The organism is Enterococcus durans (genome assembly GCF_002277935.1).
Lineage (GTDB): Bacteria > Bacillota > Bacilli > Lactobacillales > Enterococcaceae > Enterococcus_B > Enterococcus_B durans.
Genome location: NZ_CP022930.1, coordinates 124,570 through 144,271, shown reverse-complemented (window position 1 = coordinate 144,271; position 19,702 = coordinate 124,570). Strand labels below are relative to the sequence as shown.

At 38.5% G+C, this 19,702-nt stretch carries 18 protein-coding genes; 15 read left to right on the top strand and 3 right to left on the bottom strand.

Features of this window, described 5'->3' with window-relative positions:
- Window positions 1-264: 264 nt before the first annotated feature.
- Both glyQ and glyS read left to right on the top strand, forming a co-directional pair.
- Window positions 265-1,182, top strand: a complete 918-nt coding sequence (gene glyQ / locus CJZ72_RS00730; RefSeq protein WP_005880314.1) for a glycine--tRNA ligase subunit alpha — start codon at window positions 265-267, stop codon at window positions 1,180-1,182.
- A gap of 1 nt (window position 1,183) precedes the next feature.
- Complete coding sequence (gene glyS / locus CJZ72_RS00725) at window positions 1,184-3,259, top strand: glycine--tRNA ligase subunit beta (RefSeq protein WP_095443541.1); 2,076 nt, start codon at window positions 1,184-1,186, stop codon at window positions 3,257-3,259.
- 880 nt (window positions 3,260-4,139) lie between these two features.
- Here the strand turns inward: glyS and CJZ72_RS00720 are convergent.
- Window positions 4,140-5,318, bottom strand: coding sequence for an IS256-like element ISEfm2 family transposase (locus tag CJZ72_RS00720; RefSeq protein WP_081133701.1), 1,179 nt, complete (start codon window positions 5,316-5,318; stop codon window positions 4,140-4,142).
- A 29-nt stretch (window positions 5,319-5,347) separates the two neighbouring features.
- Between CJZ72_RS00720 and CJZ72_RS00715 the strand changes: the two genes are divergently transcribed.
- The 11 genes from CJZ72_RS00715 (at window position 5,348) to CJZ72_RS00660 (ending at window position 14,858) form a co-directional block, all read left to right on the top strand.
- Window positions 5,348-5,611: an acyltransferase gene (locus CJZ72_RS00715; RefSeq protein ID WP_232509769.1), complete on the top strand. Its 264-nt coding sequence runs from the start codon at window positions 5,348-5,350 to the stop codon at window positions 5,609-5,611.
- Window positions 5,612-5,994: 383 nt separating this feature from the next.
- Window positions 5,995-6,129 (top strand): hypothetical protein, encoded by a 135-nt coding sequence (locus CJZ72_RS14910; protein WP_260453173.1) that lies wholly within the window; start codon window positions 5,995-5,997, stop codon window positions 6,127-6,129.
- Between the two features lie 436 nt (window positions 6,130-6,565).
- Window positions 6,566-7,294, top strand: a complete 729-nt coding sequence (locus CJZ72_RS00700; RefSeq protein ID WP_016177465.1) for a GntR family transcriptional regulator — start codon at window positions 6,566-6,568, stop codon at window positions 7,292-7,294.
- A gap of 17 nt (window positions 7,295-7,311) precedes the next feature.
- Window positions 7,312-8,505 (top strand): SIS domain-containing protein, encoded by a 1,194-nt coding sequence (locus CJZ72_RS00695; RefSeq protein WP_095443540.1) that lies wholly within the window; start codon window positions 7,312-7,314, stop codon window positions 8,503-8,505.
- A complete protein-coding gene (lacD, locus tag CJZ72_RS00690; RefSeq protein ID WP_095443539.1) occupies window positions 8,498-9,493 on the top strand; it encodes a tagatose-bisphosphate aldolase in 996 nt (331 codons plus the stop codon). Before CJZ72_RS00695 ends, lacD begins: the two co-directional genes overlap by 8 nt.
- Window positions 9,490-10,431, top strand: coding sequence for a hexose kinase (locus CJZ72_RS00685; protein WP_095443538.1), 942 nt, complete (start codon window positions 9,490-9,492; stop codon window positions 10,429-10,431). The genes lacD and CJZ72_RS00685 overlap by 4 nt, the downstream gene beginning before the upstream one ends.
- Window positions 10,432-10,476: 45 nt before the next feature.
- Window positions 10,477-12,243, top strand: a complete 1,767-nt coding sequence (locus CJZ72_RS00680; RefSeq protein WP_119219211.1) for a glycoside hydrolase family 35 protein — start codon at window positions 10,477-10,479, stop codon at window positions 12,241-12,243.
- A gap of 16 nt (window positions 12,244-12,259) precedes the next feature.
- Entirely contained in the window at window positions 12,260-12,739 is a 480-nt protein-coding gene (locus CJZ72_RS00675) for a PTS system mannose/fructose/N-acetylgalactosamine-transporter subunit IIB (protein WP_005875511.1), read from the top strand.
- A gap of 12 nt (window positions 12,740-12,751) precedes the next feature.
- Complete coding sequence (locus CJZ72_RS00670) at window positions 12,752-13,642, top strand: PTS mannose/fructose/sorbose/N-acetylgalactosamine transporter subunit IIC (RefSeq protein ID WP_005875514.1); 891 nt, start codon at window positions 12,752-12,754, stop codon at window positions 13,640-13,642.
- A complete protein-coding gene (locus tag CJZ72_RS00665; protein WP_053109154.1) occupies window positions 13,629-14,438 on the top strand; it encodes a PTS system mannose/fructose/sorbose family transporter subunit IID in 810 nt (269 codons plus the stop codon). Before CJZ72_RS00670 ends, CJZ72_RS00665 begins: the two co-directional genes overlap by 14 nt.
- Window positions 14,439-14,453: 15 nt before the next feature.
- Window positions 14,454-14,858, top strand: coding sequence for a PTS sugar transporter subunit IIA (locus CJZ72_RS00660; protein WP_095443537.1), 405 nt, complete (start codon window positions 14,454-14,456; stop codon window positions 14,856-14,858).
- A 180-nt stretch (window positions 14,859-15,038) separates the two neighbouring features.
- Here CJZ72_RS00660 and yidC read toward each other — a convergent pair whose 3' ends face one another.
- Window positions 15,039-15,977 (bottom strand): membrane protein insertase YidC, encoded by a 939-nt coding sequence (gene yidC / locus CJZ72_RS00655; RefSeq protein ID WP_005875520.1) that lies wholly within the window; start codon window positions 15,975-15,977, stop codon window positions 15,039-15,041.
- Window positions 15,978-16,310: 333 nt separating this feature from the next.
- Window positions 16,311-17,393, bottom strand: coding sequence for an iron-containing alcohol dehydrogenase family protein (locus CJZ72_RS00650; RefSeq protein ID WP_095443536.1), 1,083 nt, complete (start codon window positions 17,391-17,393; stop codon window positions 16,311-16,313).
- Between the two features lie 141 nt (window positions 17,394-17,534).
- Here CJZ72_RS00650 and CJZ72_RS00645 point away from each other — a divergent pair, with 141 nt between their 5' ends.
- Window positions 17,535-18,986, top strand: a complete 1,452-nt coding sequence (locus CJZ72_RS00645; RefSeq protein ID WP_005875524.1) for an ABC transporter substrate-binding protein/permease — start codon at window positions 17,535-17,537, stop codon at window positions 18,984-18,986.
- A complete protein-coding gene (locus CJZ72_RS00640) occupies window positions 18,979-19,701 on the top strand; it encodes an amino acid ABC transporter ATP-binding protein (protein ID WP_053109150.1) in 723 nt (240 codons plus the stop codon). The genes CJZ72_RS00645 and CJZ72_RS00640 overlap by 8 nt, the downstream gene beginning before the upstream one ends.
- Window position 19,702: the final 1 nt, after the last annotated feature.

Here is a 19,702-nt window from a genome sequence, read left to right as displayed (position 1 = left end):
TATGTGAACTCTTAATAGATAAGTACGATGATCAAGCACAGTAAAAAATACGTAGCACAAGCGAGTTCGGGAGGGTGTAAGCCGAACGCTGGCGGTTTTTGAAGAGGCACTTGGGAGTACGACCAATGAAGCTGCCGATTTTTTCGGAAGTAGGGTGGAACCGCGAAACTATTCGTCCCTATGTTTGTTTAGACAAGCATAGGGGCTTTTTTTGTTATTCTGATTTTCTCATAAAACGTTTTTTAATTGGAAGGAGCAAAAGATATGAGTAAAAAATTATCAGTGCAAGACATGATCTTAACGTTGCAAAAATTTTGGTCATCAAATGGCTGTATGTTGATGCAAGCGTACGATACAGAAAAAGGGGCGGGAACGATGAGTCCCTACACCTTCTTACGTGCTATCGGACCAGAACCATGGAACGCAGCATATGTTGAACCATCACGTCGACCAGCAGATGGCCGTTATGGTGAAAATCCGAATCGTCTTTATCAACATCATCAATTCCAAGTAGTCATGAAACCATCACCAGAAAATATTCAGGAACTATATCTTGAAAGCTTGCGTTTATTAGGAGTCGATCCTTTAGAACACGACATCCGTTTTGTTGAAGACAACTGGGAAAACCCTTCGATGGGCTGTGCCGGTGTTGGTTGGGAAGTTTGGTTAGACGGTATGGAAATCACTCAATTCACGTATTTCCAACAAGTTGGCGGACTTCCATGTAAACCAGTTACGTCAGAAATCACTTATGGTTTGGAACGTTTAGCATCTTACATCCAAGAAGTAGAAAGTGTCTACGATCTAGAGTGGTCTGATGGAGTAAAATACGGGGAGATCTTCAAACAACCAGAATATGAACATTCTAAATACTCATTTGAAGTGAGCGACCAAGAATTGTTACTAAGTAATTTCGATCGTTTTGAAAAAGAAGCAAAACGGTGTATCGATGAAAATCTTGTTCATCCTGCCTATGATTATATCTTGAAATGCAGCCATACCTTCAACTTGTTGGATGCACGCGGCGCAGTATCTGTGACTGAACGTGCTGGCTATCTTTCTCGAATTCGCAACATGGCAAAAGCAGTAGCAAAGATTTTCGTGGCAGAACGAGAAAAACTTGGATTCCCATTATTGAATAAAAACACAGCAGATCCGAAAAACAACAAGGAGGCTGAATAAGATGGCAAAAGATCTATTATTGGAAATTGGTTTGGAAGAAATGCCTGCCCATGTAGTGACACCAAGTATGAAACAGTTGGAACAAAAAACAGCAAAATTTTTGGATGAACATCAATTAACGTATGATTCAATTGAAACATTCTCAACGCCAAGACGATTGGCAATCAAAGTAACGAATATTCCAGAACGCCAAGAAGATAGCGAAGAGGAAGTCAAAGGTCCTGCGAAAAAAATCGCTCTAGATGCTGAAGGAAATTGGTCAAAAGCAGCACAAGGGTTTGTTCGCGGACAAGGACTGACAACTGACGATATCACTTTTAGAGAACTAAAAGGTGTCGAATATGTCTATGTGACAAAATATACGCATGGGAAACCAGCAAAAGAAGTATTGACAGGTCTTGCTGAAGTAGTCAAAAGTTTGACTTTCCCAGTGACGATGCACTGGGCTGATTTTGATTTTGAATATATCCGTCCGATTCATTGGATCGTTGCTTTATTAGATGATGAAGTGATCCCCTTTGAGGTGTTGGATGTAAAAACCGACCGTCGCTCACGTGGACACCGCTTCCTAGGAGAAGATGTGACTTTCGCCCATGCGAAGGAATATGAAGAAAAATTACAAGAGCAGTTCGTGATTGCTGCACCGCAAAAAAGACAACAAATGATCGTTGAACAAGCAGAAGAACTTGCACAAAAAAATAACTGGGTCATTGATCTAGATGCCACTCTTTTGGAAGAAGTCAATAATCTAGTCGAATATCCAACTGTCTTTGCAGGTGATTTCGAAGAAAAATACTTGTCTGTACCAGAAGAAGTGTTAGTGACATCAATGAAAGAACACCAACGCTACTTTGAAGTAAGAAATGAAGAAGGTCTGTTATTGCCACACTTCATCTCAGCACGTAATGGCGATCATGTAAAATTAGACAACGTGATCCGAGGAAATCAAAAAGTGCTGACCGCTCGATTAGAAGACGCAGAATTCTTCTATAATGAAGACAAAAAAATGTCCATTGATCAGTATGTCGAAAAATTGAAATCTGTAACGTTCCATGAAAAAATCGGCAGTATCTATGAAAAAATGCAACGTGTCCAAGTAATTGCACGTATTTTAGGCGAGTCAGTTGGTCTTTCTACAGAAGAATTAGCTGATTTACAACGTGCTGCTGAGATCTACAAGTTTGACTTGGTAACCAATATGGTGGGCGAATTTCCAGAACTTCAAGGAATCATGGGTGAAAAGTATGCTCGACTAAATGGTGAAAAACCAGCAGTTGCTCGTGCTATCAAAGAACACTATATGCCGACTTCAAGTGAAGGAGAGCTTCCAGAATCAGCTATCGGTGCAGTATTAGCAATCGCTGATAAGCTAGACAGTATCTTCTCTTTCTTCACTGTTGGTATGATCCCAAGTGGTTCAAATGATCCCTATGCATTGCGTCGTCAAGCTTACGGAGTCGTTCGGATCATCGAAGCGAAAAATTGGGCATTTCCATTGGTCAACTTACAACATGCGATCAATCAAGAAATCAATCAAGACATTACTCGTTTTGGTATTGAATTATCTGAAGGTCAAAAAGAAGTCATTGATTTCGTAAAAGGACGCTTGCGTCAATTGTTGACAACGAAAAAAGTACGTCATGATATCATCGATGCTGTTTTGAACGCAGAACAGAAAGACTTGACAAAAGCTTTTGCTGCAGCTCAATTATTTAAAGAACGATTGGAAGATGAAGACTTTAAACCATCAATGGAAGCTTTGACTCGTGTGGTCAATCTGGCGAAGAAAGTGGAAGACGATACTGCAAAAGAAATTGATCCAGCTCTTTTTGAAAACGAAGCAGAAAAAGAATTATATGAAGCAGCCAATCAAGTAAAAGCGCAATTACCAGATCAAAGCCTTGATGAAAATTACAATCAGCTTGTGGCATTACGCCCATTGATCGAGGCATATTTCGATCAAACGATGGTAATGGTCGAAGATCCAGCTGTACGTAACAATCGCTTAGCACAATTACAACAAATTGCTGAGATGGCATTGTCATTAGCAAGTTTAGATCAAATCATCACGAAATAGATTTTTAGACAATGAGTTGGAGGAATCCAGCTACATGGATCAAACTGGAACCATGGAATTTATGTTGGCTCATTGTCAAATGATGTTGGTGATGAGAAATCTTAGAATAATTTGGACAGAGGTTGAGACAGAAGTGTTTAACTCCGAGAAATAAGAAGAAATGAACGAAAATTGCTTTTCAAATTTTTGTGAATTTCGGCTTATTTCCGAAGGAGTTTCTTCTGCTCCCACCGTTTATTCGTTTATAAAGAATGAGACAAAAGTGTTTCTTACTTTTGTCCCACGTTCTGTCTATCTTGTTGAAAGGGCTTCCGTTGAATAAAAATCTCTTTATAAATCAATAAATCAAGCAAAGTTGTTTCTTATATATTTCTTTGGTCAAACAATTCTCTTTTTAATATGGACTAGGGGATTTTGAGTTAGCTGAGTACGAGACATCTTGAATTTCCTTATGAATTGGTTCGTCAAATTAATGTCAAAGGATTTTAAGGTGTCTTTTCTATACTTTTGAATCATAAAAGACGTTACCTAATGGCAGCAACATCAAAAGGTATAGAGTATTTCTTTTCTGATGTGAATAGATGTCATATTTTTATCATTAATAATTTTAGTTATTTTATTTTTTGATTAAATTTTAGAAATACTTATTAAAATGAGAAAAATAGAAATGAAATCAGTTTAGAGTACTATTATTTCTGTTTTATTTAATTTTGAATTTCGAATTTCCCTACTCAAAAAAACAAGTTGTGGTATGATTGTATAAGGGCAACTTTTTACAAATAGTTCTATTAATATATTAGTTTATTTGTGATTGTAAATAAAAAAGCTGGGAGCGTCAATAATTTTGTGTAAATAACTCGTCCTTCTGCAAAATAATGGGTTACTCAGTAAACATTGAAGCTAATGTATCCGTCACTTGTTGGAAGCCTTTATGGCTTCTATTTAAGAATTTTTGATTGTATGTATCAAAGATGGATACTAGGAAACGCTCTAGTGATTCTTCATTTTGAAACTGCTCTTTTCTGCGGCTGTATTTCTTGATTTGTTTATTGAAAGATTCGATTAAATTAGTTGAGTAAATGCTTCGGCGGATACCAGGCGGAAACTCATAAAAAGTCAATAAATCTTGATTTTTTATCAGTGACTGCGTCACTTTAGGATAAGTTTTCTGCCACTTCTCAATCATACTCCCTAAAAAGGTATTTGCCTCTTCCTTTGAGCTAGCTTGATAAACAGCCTTAAAATCATCACAGATTTCTTTTCGATCTTTGACACGTACTTTATGAGCAATATTACGGGAAACGTGAACACAGCAATGTTGGTATTTAGCTTTAGGATAAATCTGGTGAATCGTATCTTTCATGCCTTTTAAGCCATCGGTAATAAACAGTAAGACATCATGAACCCCTCTGGAGTAAATGTCCTCTAACAACTCATTCCAAACGTAGGTCGATTCAGTCGGAGCAATCGCATAACTTAGTACTTCTTTAGTGCCGTCTTCTCGTATACCAATGGCAATATAGATTGCTTCTTTGGAGACGGTTTGCCGTTTTAAAGGAATATAAGTAGCATCCATGAAAATAGCGACATACTTATCATTTAGAGTTCTAACTTTAAATGCATTTACTTCTTCAGTCAGCACTTTAGTCATGTTGGACATGGTTTGGGGCGTGTAGTGATGCCCATACATTTTCTCAATCAAGTCTGCGATTTCCGACATGGTAATACCTTTTCGGAAGAGGTGAATGACGGTCTCCTCTAAGGTATCATTCGTCCGTCTATAAGCAGGAACAGTCTGTTGCTTGAACTCGCCGTTGCGGTCGCGCGGAATCTGGAGATGAAGTTCCCCGTACTCGGTCTTGACCGTACGGTCATAGGAGCCGTTACGAGAATTACCCGTGTTAAAACCAATGCGATCGTACTTTTCGTAATCGAGGAAAGCCGTTAACTCCGTTTTGAGAAGCGTATTGACAGCTTTTTCCAAATGGACACGGAATAATTCATTCAAATCGCCTTTGTTCGCTAGAGTCTTTAGAATTTCTGTAGTAAAATCGTTCATATGGAAGTCCTCTTTTCTGTGAATGTGTTGTGGTAACTCTATTCTACAGAAGGGACTTCCTTTTTTCTATTTACACAAAATATTTTACACTCTCTAAAATAGTTATAGGTAAACATTGTTGGATTGGAGCACAAAGTGTAATTTTGAAAGGTGTTCATTTATCAGATAATATTGTTGTTGCTTGCAATTCCACGGTAGTAAAAAGTCATGAAGCTGATAATGAGATTATAGGGGGAACCCCAGTTCGAACACTGAAAAGAAATATAAGTTGGTGTTTGAAAGAGCCAAAGTGAAACCAAATAATTACAAAATTGGGGAAGTAGAATTCTTGAGCAATTTGAACGACAAGACTCCTAAATAGATCCCACCAATAAGTGTTAGAGTACAGATTTTAAATTTGAATACCGTAAAATTGGAATCTTTTTGCTAAGTGGAACGCTTATGTATAGTAACACGTTATGTAACAAGAAATTTATCAAATACTATTGTAACTAATATTATGCAGTTTGCTATTGCTTTGCCTGTTTATTAAATAAAACTAAATCTGAGAAGGAAAGCGAAAGTTTTTCTCCAGATTTTTTATTATTCCATTATGTTTCTTATTAATTCCATAATAAATTATTAGGATATTTAAGCCCTTCCTATTAGTTCCAACATTTATTAATGGAATTTTTAATTGAGTATAGCACCTTTTGTTACAGAAGGTGAAAAGGGAGCAAGTATTTGGCTGTTAGAAGAAGGAAAACGAAAGAGTAAAGAATTAGGTACATTATTAGAAGAAATAGCAACTTCTATTTATGTTAAGAAATAAGAAAAGAATTTTTTGAGATGCGACCTGACAAAATAATTAGTTATTTTTAAAAAAATTTGTCAAATTTTATAGAAATAAAGTGTAAAAACGCAAAAGTTATTTTTTAATTATTACTAACGTATGATTTTTAATTTTTTTGGTGGTTGGGTGTAAATGAAGTGGGAGAAAAAAACGCTAGTTGCAAGAATATCATAGTAATCAATGTGAATTACATTGTTCAACAAGTTAATCTATGTAGACGAATTATTTATAAAATTCGTCTTTTTTTTGTTCTTTTATTGTCAACTGGTATTTTCAAGGTATCTTTTGATACCAGTTCTAAAATACCATTAAACCTTGTTATAATAGCTTTTTTGTGCTAAAAACCCTTTGACAAATGAGGAATATGTGGGTATTCTTGTGTTGTGGTTATAACCAGTAAAGAAGAGGTATTTTTATGGAGAGCTCAAGTAAAGGAAAATCATTATATTATCAACTAGTTGACGTATTGAAAGAACGTATCGAAACACAGATGACACCTCATGACAAATTGTTATCTGAAAGAGAACTTTGTCAGCATTATGGAGTGAGTCGGACAACGGTTCGCCTTGCTTTGCAAGAATTAGAGACGCAAGGGTATATTTATCGCCGACACGGAAAAGGAACATATGTGTCTGATCTATCAGATAAGTCGTCTGATCTGGCGGGAGCGTATAGTTTTACAGAAGAGATGAGGGAATTGGGACGGGTGCCTAATACAGTCATCTTGGAATTCAAGCAAATGGAAGCAAACAAAAAGGTTGCCAAGAATCTAAACATCAATTTAGGCGAAACAGTTTTCAAATTGAAAAGACTTCGTTTAGCGGATGACGAACCATTGATGGTGGAACGTTCTTATTTACCTGCAAAACTATTTATTGGTCTTGATCTGCCATTACTTGAAAGTAAGCCATTGTATGATGTGTTTTCTCAGGATTATGAACAGCAAGTCCAATTAGCAGATGAAGAATTTTATGCAAGTATCGTTCAAAAGAAAGATGCTGATCCGCTTCGTATCGCTGATGGTGCCCCGGTATTACATCTAAGCCGAACGACCTATAATGTGAAAAATGAAATTATTGAATATACGGATAGTGTAGCGAGAGCAGACCAGTTTCATTATAAGATCCGCCACGTCCGAAAATGATTGAGAGGGAAAACAACATGTTTGAACTATCGAAGGATAAATTAAAAGAGTTGGGTGCGGAAATAACTACGCGAGAAATCAAACAGCAACCGCAATTATGGAAAGAAACAGCTGAGATATTAGCACAGAATCAAGAAAAATTAGCATTGTTTTTTGACCAGATAAAAAAAGCAGCAAATGGCAAAAGAGTTCGAGTGATTTTTACTGGTGCAGGCACATCACAATATGTCGGGGATACAGCAGTACCTTATTTAAATGAATACGGTGATAACGATCACTTTATTTTTCATAGCTTTGGTACAACAGATATCGTGTCTTCACCAAAAGAATTTCTATTTCCGGATGAACCGACATTACTGGTGTCATTTGCACGTAGTGGAAATAGTCCAGAAAGTGTGGCAACAGTCAAGATTGCCAATGAACAAATCAAGACATTGTTTCATTTGACGATTACTTGTGCTAAAGAAGGTCAGTTAGCAAAGAATGCAGCGACAGATGAACGAAATTATCTTTTACTGATGCCAGAAAAATCAAATGATGCAGGATTTGCCATGACAGGAAGTTTTACGTGCATGTTGTTGAGTGCGTTATGGGTATTCGACCAAACTGCCGTTGAGAAAAAAGAAAGTTATCTTCAACAATTGATCAGAACTGGAGAAGATCTAATTTCACGAGATCAAGAAATCCAAAAATTATTGCCTAAGTCATTTGAACGTATCGCCTATCTTGGTTCAGGAAGTTTGGCTGGTGCAACGAGAGAAGCACAATTGAAAATATTGGAATTGACAGCCGGTAAAGTGGCAACGATCTTTGATTCTTCTATGGGCTTCCGCCATGGACCAAAATCGTTTTTAAATAGCGAAACACTTGTTATTGGTTTTGTTAATAACCAACCGTATACAAGAAATTATGACTTAGATATTCTAGAAGAAATAAAAGATGACCAAATTACCACGAGTGTCATCGCGATCGCCCAACCAGGAAACATCGATTTCACAGGTACAAGTCTTTTGTTAGAAGCTTCGATCAGCCTACCTGATGCGTATCTTGCCTTACCTATGATCATGACAGCCCAAATCATTGCGCTCGATACGTCGATAAAAGTAGCGAATAAACCAGATACACCATCGCCTACAGGTACAGTCAATCGAGTGGTCAAAGGTGTCATTATCCATGAATATGTGAACAAAGGGGAAACGAAGGATGAATGAAGAAAAAATTGCAGCTATGAAGAGTTTATCAACAAAAGAAGGAATCATCAGTGCATTGGCAATTGATCAACGCGGTGCTTTGAAAAAGATGATCAAAGCGTTAGGAAAAGAACCAACGGCGCAACAGATCACTGAATTCAAAGAATTAGTATCAGCAGAATTAACGCCTTATGCTTCTGCTATTTTACTAGATCCAGAGTATGGATTGCCAGCTGCTAAAGCCAGACATCAGGAAGCAGGACTACTTTTAGCCTATGAAAAAACGGGTTATGATGCGACAACTCCAGGACGTCTGCCTGATTTATTAGCGGATTGGTCTACGCTTAGATTAAAGGAACAAACAGCCGATGCGATCAAGTTTTTGCTTTATTATGATGTAGATGAAGACCCAGAGATCAATCATTTGAAACATGTATTTATCGAACGTTTAGGCAGTGAATGTGCAGGTGAAAAGCGTCCGTTTTATCTAGAATTGGTTTCGTATGATGCCAAAACCAATGACAGCACTTCATTAGAATATGCGAAGATCAAACCGCATAAAGTGATCGAGATGATGAAAGAATTTTCTGATCCTAAATATAAAGTGGATGTATTGAAAGTAGAAGTGCCAGTCAATATGAACTATGTAGAAGGTTATTCTGATGGTGAAATTGCGTATAGTAAAAAAGAAGCAGCGGCATTCTTCAAGGAACAAAGTGATGCAACACCGTTACCATTTATCTTCTTGAGTGCAGGGGTTTCGACTGCATTGTTCCAACAAACATTGATCTTTGCTCATGAATCTGGTTCAACATTCAACGGTGTGTTATGCGGACGTGCGACTTGGAAAGATGGAGTCAAAGCATATGTTGAAAATGGTAGAGAAGGTGCGATTGAGTGGTTGAGAACACAAGGGCGACAAAATATCGAATCGTTGAATAAAGTGATAAATGAAAACGCCACCCCTTGGTTTGACAAAGTAAAAGAAGATTCGGTGACAGCAAAATGATCACGACAGTTACCATGAATCCTTCAATTGACATCGCTTACACGTTGGATGAATTACGGATCGACCAAGTCAATCGGGTCAAAACGGTCAACAAAACGGCTGGAGGAAAAGGCTTGAATGTTGCTCGTGTCCTTCATTTATTAGCAGATGATGTTTTAGCTACTGGATTAGTCGGCGGGCAGCATGGAGCATATATCAAAGAACAACTCGATCAATCAGGGATAACGCATCAATTTTTACCTATCAAAGGGGAAACGAGAGATTCGATTGCTATTTTACATGGAGTGAATCAAACAGAACTATTGGAAAGCGGTCCTGTTGTGACGGAAGAAGAGCAACATAAATTTACCGAGCATTTTGCACGACTAATGGAAACAACTGATATCTTTACGATTTCGGGTAGTCTGCCTCAAGGATTTTCTAAAAGTTATTATGCAGAGTTACTTGCCCTAACGAATAAAAAAGGAACACGAGTATTGTTAGATACTTCTGGTCAAACCTTGCTTGAAGTCTTGGAAGGCAAGGAAAAACCATTTTTGATCAAACCTAATTTGGAAGAATTAGGAGAGTTGGTCCACCAAACAATTTCTTCGGCTACTTCGTTAGATGAAATCCAATCATTATTGGATCATCCGCTTTTTGAAGGAATCAATTGGATCGTTCTTTCGCTAGGCGCAAAAGGAGCAATCGCTAAAGTAGGGAGACACTTCTATCAGGTTACGATTCCTAAAATCGCGGTGGTGAATCCTGTGGGGTCAGGAGATTCGACTATTGCAGGCTTAGCACATGCTCTATCAAAGAGCTATACGATTGAAGAAACACTTGCGTTTGCGATGGCCTGTGGGATGGCGAATGCACAACAAGAAAAAACAGGATGGATCGATCCTGTGAAAGTCGATTATTTTAGGGGGGAAATCAACGTCAGAAAGATTCGTTGATTATAAAATTAGAAAGCGGTTTCTAAAAACGAGGAGGGAATTTGCTTGACTAGATTTGAAATAAAAGAAGAGTTTTTGTTAGACGGTCAACCTTTCAAAATTTTATCTGGTGCCATCCATTATTTCCGAGTGCATCCGACGAATTGGGAGCGGTCATTGCACAATTTGAAAGCGCTTGGATTTAATACTGTGGAAACCTATGTGCCTTGGAATCTCCATGAAAAAGAAGAAGGAACCTATGATTTTTCGAAAATATTGGATCTTTCCCATTTTCTAGAGTTAGCGCAATCCCTTGGATTATACGCAATCGTACGTCCAGCCCCTTATATTTGTGCAGAATGGGAATTTGGTGGCTTGCCTGCTTGGCTATTGACAAAGGAGTGCCGTATTCGTTCAGCGGATCCTCGCTTCATGAAATATGTCAAACGGTATTACCAAACGCTACTACCTAAAATCGTTCCTCATCTAGTCACTCATGGTGGCAACGTCTTAATGGTGCAGGTAGAAAATGAGTACGGTTCGTATGGTGAAGAGAAAGCATACCTGCGCCAAGTAAAAAAATACTTGGAGGAAGGTGGAATCGATGTACCGCTATTCACTTCTGATGGACCTTGGCAAGCCACATTAAGAGCAGGCAGTTTGATTGACGATGATGTTTTTACGACAGGGAATTTTGGCTCAAAAGCAAAAGAAAATTTTGCAGATATGGCCCAGTTTTTTGAAGCACATGGTAAAAAATGGCCGTTGATGTGTATGGAATTTTGGGATGGCTGGTTTAATCGTTGGAAAGAGCCGATCATTAAAAGAGATCCGGAAGAATTAGCGGATGCAGTCAAAGAAGCATTACAGATCGGCAGTATCAATCTCTATATGTTCCATGGCGGAACCAATTTTGGGTTTATGAATGGCTGTTCAGCCAGAGGCGCGATTGATTTGCCGCAAGTCACTTCCTATGATTACGATGCACCATTGGATGAGCAGGGAAATCCAACGGAAAAATATTTTGCTCTGAAACGAATGATGGCAGAAAATTTTCCAGAAATGCAGCAAATGGAACCATGGATAAAAGAAACAATCGTCAAAAAAGGAATCAACTTGAAAGAAAAAGTCAGCTTTTTCGCAACACTGGATACCATCAGCAAGCCGATCCACTCGACCTATCCTCAAACAATGGAAGAATTGGGTCAGAATACTGGGTACCTATTGTATCGAACAACGATCAAAAAAGATGCGGTCAATGAAAAATTACGGATCATCGACGGACGTGATCGGGTCCATGTTTTTCTCGATGAAGAAAAGCAAGCGATTCAATACCAAACAGAGATCGGTGAGACCATTCCATTGACACTTGAGAAAGAAGACCATCAAATTGATCTATTATTTGAAAATATGGGACGGGTCAACTATGGACACAAGCTGCTAGCTGATACGCAAAGAAAAGGAATACGTACAGGAGTGATGAGCGATCTTCATTTTATCACAGAATGGACACAGTATTGTTTACCTTTAGAGACTACAGAACACATCGATTTTTCAAAAAAATGGGAAGCAGGTCAACCAGCATTTTACCGCTTTGAAGCGGAACTGTCAGAAATCGGTGATACTTATTTGGACCTTAGTGAGTTTGGGAAAGGGATCGTTTGGGTGAATGGCACGAATATTGGTCGTTTTTGGGAAGTAGGACCAATTCTTTCACTGTTTGTTCCCGAGGGTTTACTTAGAAAAGGACAAAATGAAATCGTTATCTTTGAAACAGAAGGTAGATTCAGTGAAGTTATAGATTTTGTCAAAGAACCAATAGAAAAAAGTTAGAAAAGGAGAATGGATGATGGCAATTATTGGAGTAAGAATTGATGGACGTTTGATACATGGACAAGTGGCAAATCTTTGGACGACAAAGTTGAATATTGGTCGGATCATGGTCGTAGACGATGAGGTAGCAACAAATGCGATCGAAAAAAGTGGGTTAAAGTTGGCAACGCCAGCTGGAGTCAAATTAAGTATTTTACCTATTGAAAAAGCAGCCGCAAATATTTTAGCAGGTAAATATGATTCTCAACGAGTGCTGATCGTAGCGAAAAAACCAGATCGTATCTTAGCGCTAGTAGAAAAAGGTGTACCGATCAAAGAATTAAATGTCGGCAATATGTCACAAACAGATGAAACACGTTCCATCACAAAATCAATCAATGTCGTAGATGCGGATGTAGAGGTCTTCAAGAAATTAGATCAGCTTGGCGTTCATTTGATCGCTCAAATGGTGCCAAATGACAAAGCAGAAGACTTTATGAGTCTTTTAATCAAATAGGAGGAATGATTCATGGATATTCAATGGTGGCAGATATTATTATTAACATTATATGCAGGGTATCAAATTTTAGATGAATTACAGATTTATTCTTCAATGAGCGCCCCAGTTTTTGCAGGATTATATGCTGGGTTAGTAATGGGTGATTTAAAAGCAGGTTTAATCATTGGTGGAAGTATGCAGTTGACTGTTTTAGGGGTAGGGACATTTGGTGGTGCATCAAAAATCGATGCCAACTCTGGAACGATCTTAGCAACAGCTTTCTCCATTTCTCTAGGGATGAACCCAGAACAAGCGATTGCGGCCATCGCGGTTCCTGTAGCAAGTTTGATGATCCAATTAGATATTTTGGCACGTTTTGCGAATACGTATTTTGCACATCGGATCGATCAACATGTGGAAACAATGAATTACAAAGCAATTGAACGGAACTTCTTGATGGGGGCATTACCTTGGGCACTTTCCAGAATGGTTCCTGTATTCTTGGCCCTAGCATTCGGTGGTGGCTTAGTCCAAAATGTTGTGGCTGTTTTAAACGGCGACCTAAAATGGCTAGGAGATGGCTTATCTGTTGCAGGGGCAGTCTTACCAGCAGTTGGGTTTGCAATTTTACTACGCTACCTACCAGTAAAGAAACACATTTCTTATCTGATTTTAGGATTTACGATCACAGCGTTATTAGCAACAGTGTTCTCGAATGTCCAATTGTTAGGAACAAGTGTGGCTAGCGTGGTCAAAGATTTCCCAGGAACATTCAATTCATTACCGATGCTTGCTGTGGCATTGATTGGTCTAGCACTGGCAACGATCAGTTATAAGAATGATCAAAAGAATGACCAACATCCAGTAGTAAGTCAGCAATCACAATCTGATGAGGGGGAAATCGAAGATGACGAAATCTAATTATAAATTGACCAAAGAAGATTTTAAGCAGATCAATCGTAGAAGTTTGTTTACTTTCCAATTAGGTTGGAACTATGAAAGAATGCAAGGTTCAGGTTATCTGTATACTATCTTGCCACAACTTAGAAAAATCTATGGTGATGATACACCAGAATTAAAAGAAATGATGAAAACACATACGCAATTTTTTAATACGTCTAATTTCTTTAACACGATCATTACTGGGATCGATCTTGCTATCGAAGAAAAAGAAGGAGTCTCTTCAAAGGAAACTGTTTCTGGGATGAAAGCAGGATTGATGGGTTCCTTCGCTGCAATTGGTGATTCTGTATTTGCGGCATTGATCCCGACCATATTTGGAGCTTTAGCCGCAAATATGGCAACAGATGGTAATCCAGTAGGTATCCTTATCTGGATCCTTGCTCAGGTCGCTGTCATGGTCTTTCGTTGGAAACAACTAGAATTTGCCTACAAAGAAGGGATTTCTCTAGTTACCACGATGCAATCACGCTTGACTGCATTGACAGATGCGGCTACTTTACTAGGAGTTTTCATGGTTGGAGCGTTAGTAGCAACCATGATCAATGTTAAATTCTCATGGGCACCAACGATTGGGGATGTAACGTTGAATATGCAAAACTATATCGATATGATCTTACCTAAACTTTTACCAGCTGGAATCGTTGGTGGCGTTTATTGGATGTTAGGTAAGAAAAATATGACACCTACTCGAGCAATATTCATCGTATTGATCGTATGTGTAGCATTATCTGCATTAGGTGTGATTTCGAAATAAGGGAGAATTGGAAAGATGAGTAGACAACTAGTCTTGATTAGTCATGGTAAATTTTGTGAAGAACTAAAAAACAGTACAGAAATGATCATGGGACCACAAGAAAATATCTATACGATCCCTTTATTGCCTGAAGATGGCGCGGACACGTATAAAGAAAGCTTCCTCTCCGTTACAGCACCATTGAAAGATTACGTAGTGCTTTGCGATCTGTTGGGTGGGACACCTGCAAATACCGTTTCCAAGCTAATCATGGAAGGTGAAACGATCGAACTATATGCTGGCATGAATTTGCCGATGGTCATCGAATTCATCAATTCGCAAATGATTGGAGCAGAACCAGATTTTATTGGTTCGGGTCGTGAGAGTATCGTTTCAGTGAACCAAGTGATTGCTGGCATGGGAGACGATGAAGAAGAATAATCAAGCACAACTTCTTGACTGGTGATACAACTGGATATAAATACGGATGTGTAAAGAGGCCGTGTATAAAAAAGCCAACGTACCGCGAAATATAGTTTTCTATATTTCACAGTACGTTGGCTTTTATCGTCATAAAATCAGAAATGATCTTGGTCGATCGAAGAAGCTAGTTACAAATAACTATTTACGCTTTTGCTGTTTACCAGCATTCCGACCATTCTTCGCATTGTTTTTTGGTGCTTGTACTTGTTTTTTTGTTTGCTTCGCAGGTTCAGCAGGTGTGACATCTTTACGAGGCGTCACCACTTGTTTTGGCGGATTTTGTTTTAATTCTTCCGCAACTTGCGCTTTTAATCTTGGTTTCATGATGACATTCGTAATGAATGTTTGTAGACAACTAAAGATCCCACCGACTACCCAGTAAAGAGTGACACCAGCTGGGGCACTGATCGACATGAAGACGATCATAGCGGGTGATACGATCAACATCGTACGCATCGTTTTCTTTTGTTCTTCAGGGATACCGATAGTTGAGATATAGCCTTGAAGTAAATAAGCAATACCGGCAATCGCTACTAAAACTAAGCTAGGGTTACCTAGGTCGATCCCGTAAAAGGTTGATTCACGGATGCCTTCTGTATAGCGAGCAGTGAAATATAGCGCAGAAAAGATCGGCATTTGGATCAGAAGCGGTAAACAACCGATACCACCAGTCATACTTAAGCCATTTTCACGATAAACTTGTTGCATTTCAGCTTGTGCAGCCATTTGTTCTTCTCGAGTTGTCGCAGCTTTCAATTTTTGTTGCGCAGCTTCAACTTGTGGTTTCAATGCTTGCATCTTTTCAGATTGGATCATTGTTTTTTTCGATTGACTAATACCTAATGGCAAAATGATGATACGAACGATGACTGTCATCAAGATAACAGCCCAGCCGTAGGACCAATTAAAGTTTTCCACTAAATATGTAATCGCTTGTCCCATTGGGTGAACCAATATACGGTAAATGATTCCTGAAGTGTCAGGGTTACCATTTGAATCCATGCGGACACAACCGGACAAGAAAAGCATGATCGTGACAAGCCCAGAGCCCAATAACCAATTTTTCCATTTATTCATAAAATACTTCCTCTTTTATAATTTTTACACAAGCTTAACTATACTAAAAAAGCGCTCATAATTCAATCAACTTCATAGAAATTTCATAGAAATAACCGATTGGAGGATCAAAAAAGACGCTTAATGTTAAAAAGAAGAATCCAGCTAAAAATACTTCAGTATAAAGCATACTTAGCACCTCCGTTCTCTAAAATAAGATGAGCAACGGATATTTCCTTGAAATCATAATTTTAGCGCAAAAAAAAGAAGTGGAATGTCAATTTTTTCCACTTCTTTTTTTTTACCATTGAGCCGATCCATAAAAAAGCTGACTGCCATGGTATAAGGGGCTAACTATCCCTGTGTCACTTGTTCTAACTCTTTCATTTTCTGGACAACCAGTGCTGGTGTGATCGTTTCTTTCATGAAGTGGATCATTTCATCAGGTAAACATGCACGTTCAGCTACGGCTTGATAGTCACTTTCTGTTAAATGTAAACCCATATCAGCTAAACTCGTTGGTAAGTTCAAGTGATGATAAAACGGCAGTAGGTGTTCGATTTCTGCTAATTTATTTTCGATCATCAGCTGGACAAGGATACCGTATGCAACTTTGTTTCCATGAAGTTGCTGATGGCTATCAGGGAGTACGGTCATCGCATCGTGAATGGAATGAGCTCCAGCTGTTCGGCCGTAGTCATCGCCAAACCCACCAACCATACCAGCCAATAAAATGTTTGTTTCCACGACATCGATAAAAGCTTGATTGATTTTTTGCTGGTCCATCGCTTCCATTGCCTCTGCACTTTTCTCTAAAAGGATTTCGCGGCATCGTAACGCTGCAAATTCCGCTACTTGGACTTCGATAGGCTTGATAGTTAACTGAGAGATGATTGCGTGAGATTCATACCATTTTGCTAAGGTGTCACCAATACCGGCAATCATCATCTCGCGAGGGGAGTGCAAAATGATCTTTGGATCGATCAACACTAAATCATTTGCTTTAGGGAACATATCATAGCGAAGCATCACTCCTTCTTCATTATAGACCACACTAAGTGGAGTATAAGCTGCGCACGTCGCAGCTAAGGTAGGTAAGATGATGATTGGTAAGTTTGTCTTATAGGCAATCAATTTTCCTAGATCTGCTACTTTCCCGCCGCCGACTGCAATAATACCATTGAAATCCTTCTTTTTGCATAAAGAAACAAAACTGTCAGCAAGTGGATCGGTACATTCTCCACCATAATATTCAAAAATTTTTGTTATTGATAAATCTGGAAAAACATCTTTTACTGCTTTCCAAGATGTTTTTCCATGGAGAATCAAAACGTTGTCAATATGCCTTTTGTAAAGGTGTTCAGGGAGTGAATCCCATGCGTTTTCTTTTATTTCATACTCTTGAGGGGCACCGCGAACAATTAAATTTTTTGTCATATAAAAAACTTCTTCCATTATTTTTTTAAATTAATCTTTTTTTATTATAATAGTTATGCTAGTATATTAGCAAGTTATTTATGAATATTTATTCTTTTATAGCTTTTCTGATTACATTATTATTCAAAGGTGGCCAAATGGATGAAAAAAGGAATAAACATATTATTAGTGGCGCTGATGTTTCTACTGGTTTTTTTACCAGTAAAAGTACAAGGTGCAGAAAAAGATGAAATTTACGAGCGAATAAAACAAAGTGGAGAATTAGTCGTTGGCCTATCTGCAGACTATGCGCCCTATGAATTCCATGCGAATGTGGATGGTAAGGATAAAATCGTTGGTTTTGATGTATCCATTGCCGAAAAGATCGCAAAGGATATGGGTGTGAAACTAAAAGTAGAAGAACTTGGTTTTGATGCATTATTAGGTGCGTTGAAAACTGGCAAGATCGATTTAGTTATATCTGGTATGGCGGTGACTGAAGAACGTTTACAAGAAGTTGACTTTTCTGACCCATATTTCGTGGTACAGCAAAAAGTACTCGTTCGTAAAGAGGACAAAAATAAATTTAAGACGACAGCCGACTTTTCTGGCTTAGCCGTTGGGGCGCAAAAGCAAACCACACAAGAGGAGTTAGTGAAAAATGAACTGACTGGTGCAGAGTTGACCTCCCTGCAAAAAGTTCCTGATCTGATCAATAATTTGCTGAATGAAAAAGTTGAAGGTGTTGTGCTGGAACAACCAGTTGCAGAAGCATATGCCCAACAGAATAAGAAAGTAGCTTTGACTCCAGTAAAATTTGCGCAAGGCGAAAAAACCACAGCTATTGCGATGTCAAAAAATACACCAGAACTGAAAAATCATGTCAATGCGTCAATCAAAACGATCAATGACGACGGCTTGCTGAAAGATTATCAAAAACAAGCGAATCAATTGATGTTCCAAGATGATCAGTCCTTTCTTCAAAAATACGGTCCGTATTATTTGATTGGAACAAAATACACTATTTTATTAGCTTTTGTGGGTGTATTGTTTGGAATGGTCTTTGGTAGTTTGCTTGCACTGATGAAATTGGGTAAGAATAAATTTTTAAAGGCATTAGCCATTATTTATATCGAATACGTACGGGGAACACCTCTCTTAGTTCAAATCTTTATCGTTTACTTCGGAACAGGAGTACTGGGATTGGATCTATCGAAACTGGTAGCAGGTTGTATTGCTGTCTCGTTGAATAGTGCTGCTTATGTAGCCGAAATTGTTCGGGCTGGGATCAATGCGGTCAACAAAGGACAGATGGAAGCTGCACGTTCTTTAGGGATGGACCAGAAAGAAGCCATGCGTTTCATCATCTTCCCACAAGCAATCAAAAATATTCTTCCAGCTCTAGGAAATGAGTTTGTCACGATCATCAAAGAGTCCTCAGTTGTTTCGGTCATTGGGGTATCGGAATTGATCTTTCAAACGGGCGTGGTACAAGGTGCTAGCTTCAAACCATTCCTACCATATGTGTTGGTCTCTTTGATTTATTTCGTGTTGACCTTCAGTATTTCCCGTATATTAGCTTTAGTTGAAAGGAGAATGGGTCTGAATGCTTAATGTAAAAAAACTGTCAAAAAGTTTTGGCGAGAATGAAGTCTTAAAATCAATTGATCTTTCTGTGAAAGAAGGAGAAGTAGTGGTGATCATTGGCCCTTCAGGAAGTGGTAAAAGTACAATTCTACGTTGTATGAATCTGCTGGAAGAACCAACTTCTGGTGAAATCTTTTTTAAGGGACAAAACATTACAGCCCCTGACAGCGATATCAATCAAATTCGTCAAAAAATGGGAATGGTATTTCAAAGTTTTAACTTGTTTCCCCATATGAATGTACTCGAAAATTTGACCATCACACCTGTAAAAATCAAAAAAGAAGACCCTAAAAAAGCAAAAGAACATGCTCTATCATTATTGAACCAAGTTGGTCTAAAGGAAAAAGTGGACAGTTATCCTACCAGTTTATCTGGGGGACAGCAACAACGGGTAGCAATTGCTCGAGCATTAGCAATGAATCCTGATGTGATGCTTTTCGATGAACCTACATCTGCACTTGATCCTGAAATGGTCGGTGAAGTGTTGGCAGTCATGCAGGATTTAGCTAAAAAAGGGATGACGATGGTCGTGGTCACTCATGAAATGGGTTTTGCTAAAGAAGTTGCCGATCGTGTGATTTTTATGGCTGACGGCATCATTCAAGAAGAGGGAACACCGAAAGAGATTTTTGAAAATCCGCAAAATAGTCGAACACAGGATTTCTTGAACAAAGTGTTGTAAC

What these genes read in the sequence shown, in the direction of transcription:
- glyQ (WP_005880314.1), top strand. Translation starts at nt 265, where the DNA reads ATGAGTAAAAAATTATCAGTGCAAGACATGATCTTAACGTTGCAAAAA.
- glyS (WP_095443541.1), top strand. Translation starts at nt 1,184, where the DNA reads ATGGCAAAAGATCTATTATTGGAAATTGGTTTGGAAGAAATGCCTGCC.
- CJZ72_RS00720 (WP_081133701.1), bottom strand. Translation starts at nt 5,318, where the DNA reads ATGAACGATTTTACTACAGAAATTCTAAAGACTCTAGCGAACAAAGGC.
- CJZ72_RS00700 (WP_016177465.1), top strand. Translation starts at nt 6,566, where the DNA reads ATGGAGAGCTCAAGTAAAGGAAAATCATTATATTATCAACTAGTTGAC.
- CJZ72_RS00695 (WP_095443540.1), top strand. Translation starts at nt 7,312, where the DNA reads ATGTTTGAACTATCGAAGGATAAATTAAAAGAGTTGGGTGCGGAAATA.
- lacD (WP_095443539.1), top strand. Translation starts at nt 8,498, where the DNA reads ATGAATGAAGAAAAAATTGCAGCTATGAAGAGTTTATCAACAAAAGAA.
- CJZ72_RS00685 (WP_095443538.1), top strand. Translation starts at nt 9,490, where the DNA reads ATGATCACGACAGTTACCATGAATCCTTCAATTGACATCGCTTACACG.
- CJZ72_RS00675 (WP_005875511.1), top strand. Translation starts at nt 12,260, where the DNA reads ATGGCAATTATTGGAGTAAGAATTGATGGACGTTTGATACATGGACAA.
- CJZ72_RS00670 (WP_005875514.1), top strand. Translation starts at nt 12,752, where the DNA reads ATGGATATTCAATGGTGGCAGATATTATTATTAACATTATATGCAGGG.
- CJZ72_RS00665 (WP_053109154.1), top strand. Translation starts at nt 13,629, where the DNA reads ATGACGAAATCTAATTATAAATTGACCAAAGAAGATTTTAAGCAGATC.
- CJZ72_RS00660 (WP_095443537.1), top strand. Translation starts at nt 14,454, where the DNA reads ATGAGTAGACAACTAGTCTTGATTAGTCATGGTAAATTTTGTGAAGAA.
- yidC (WP_005875520.1), bottom strand. Translation starts at nt 15,977, where the DNA reads ATGAATAAATGGAAAAATTGGTTATTGGGCTCTGGGCTTGTCACGATC.
- CJZ72_RS00650 (WP_095443536.1), bottom strand. Translation starts at nt 17,393, where the DNA reads ATGACAAAAAATTTAATTGTTCGCGGTGCCCCTCAAGAGTATGAAATA.
- CJZ72_RS00645 (WP_005875524.1), top strand. Translation starts at nt 17,535, where the DNA reads ATGAAAAAAGGAATAAACATATTATTAGTGGCGCTGATGTTTCTACTG.
- CJZ72_RS00640 (WP_053109150.1), top strand. Translation starts at nt 18,979, where the DNA reads ATGCTTAATGTAAAAAAACTGTCAAAAAGTTTTGGCGAGAATGAAGTC.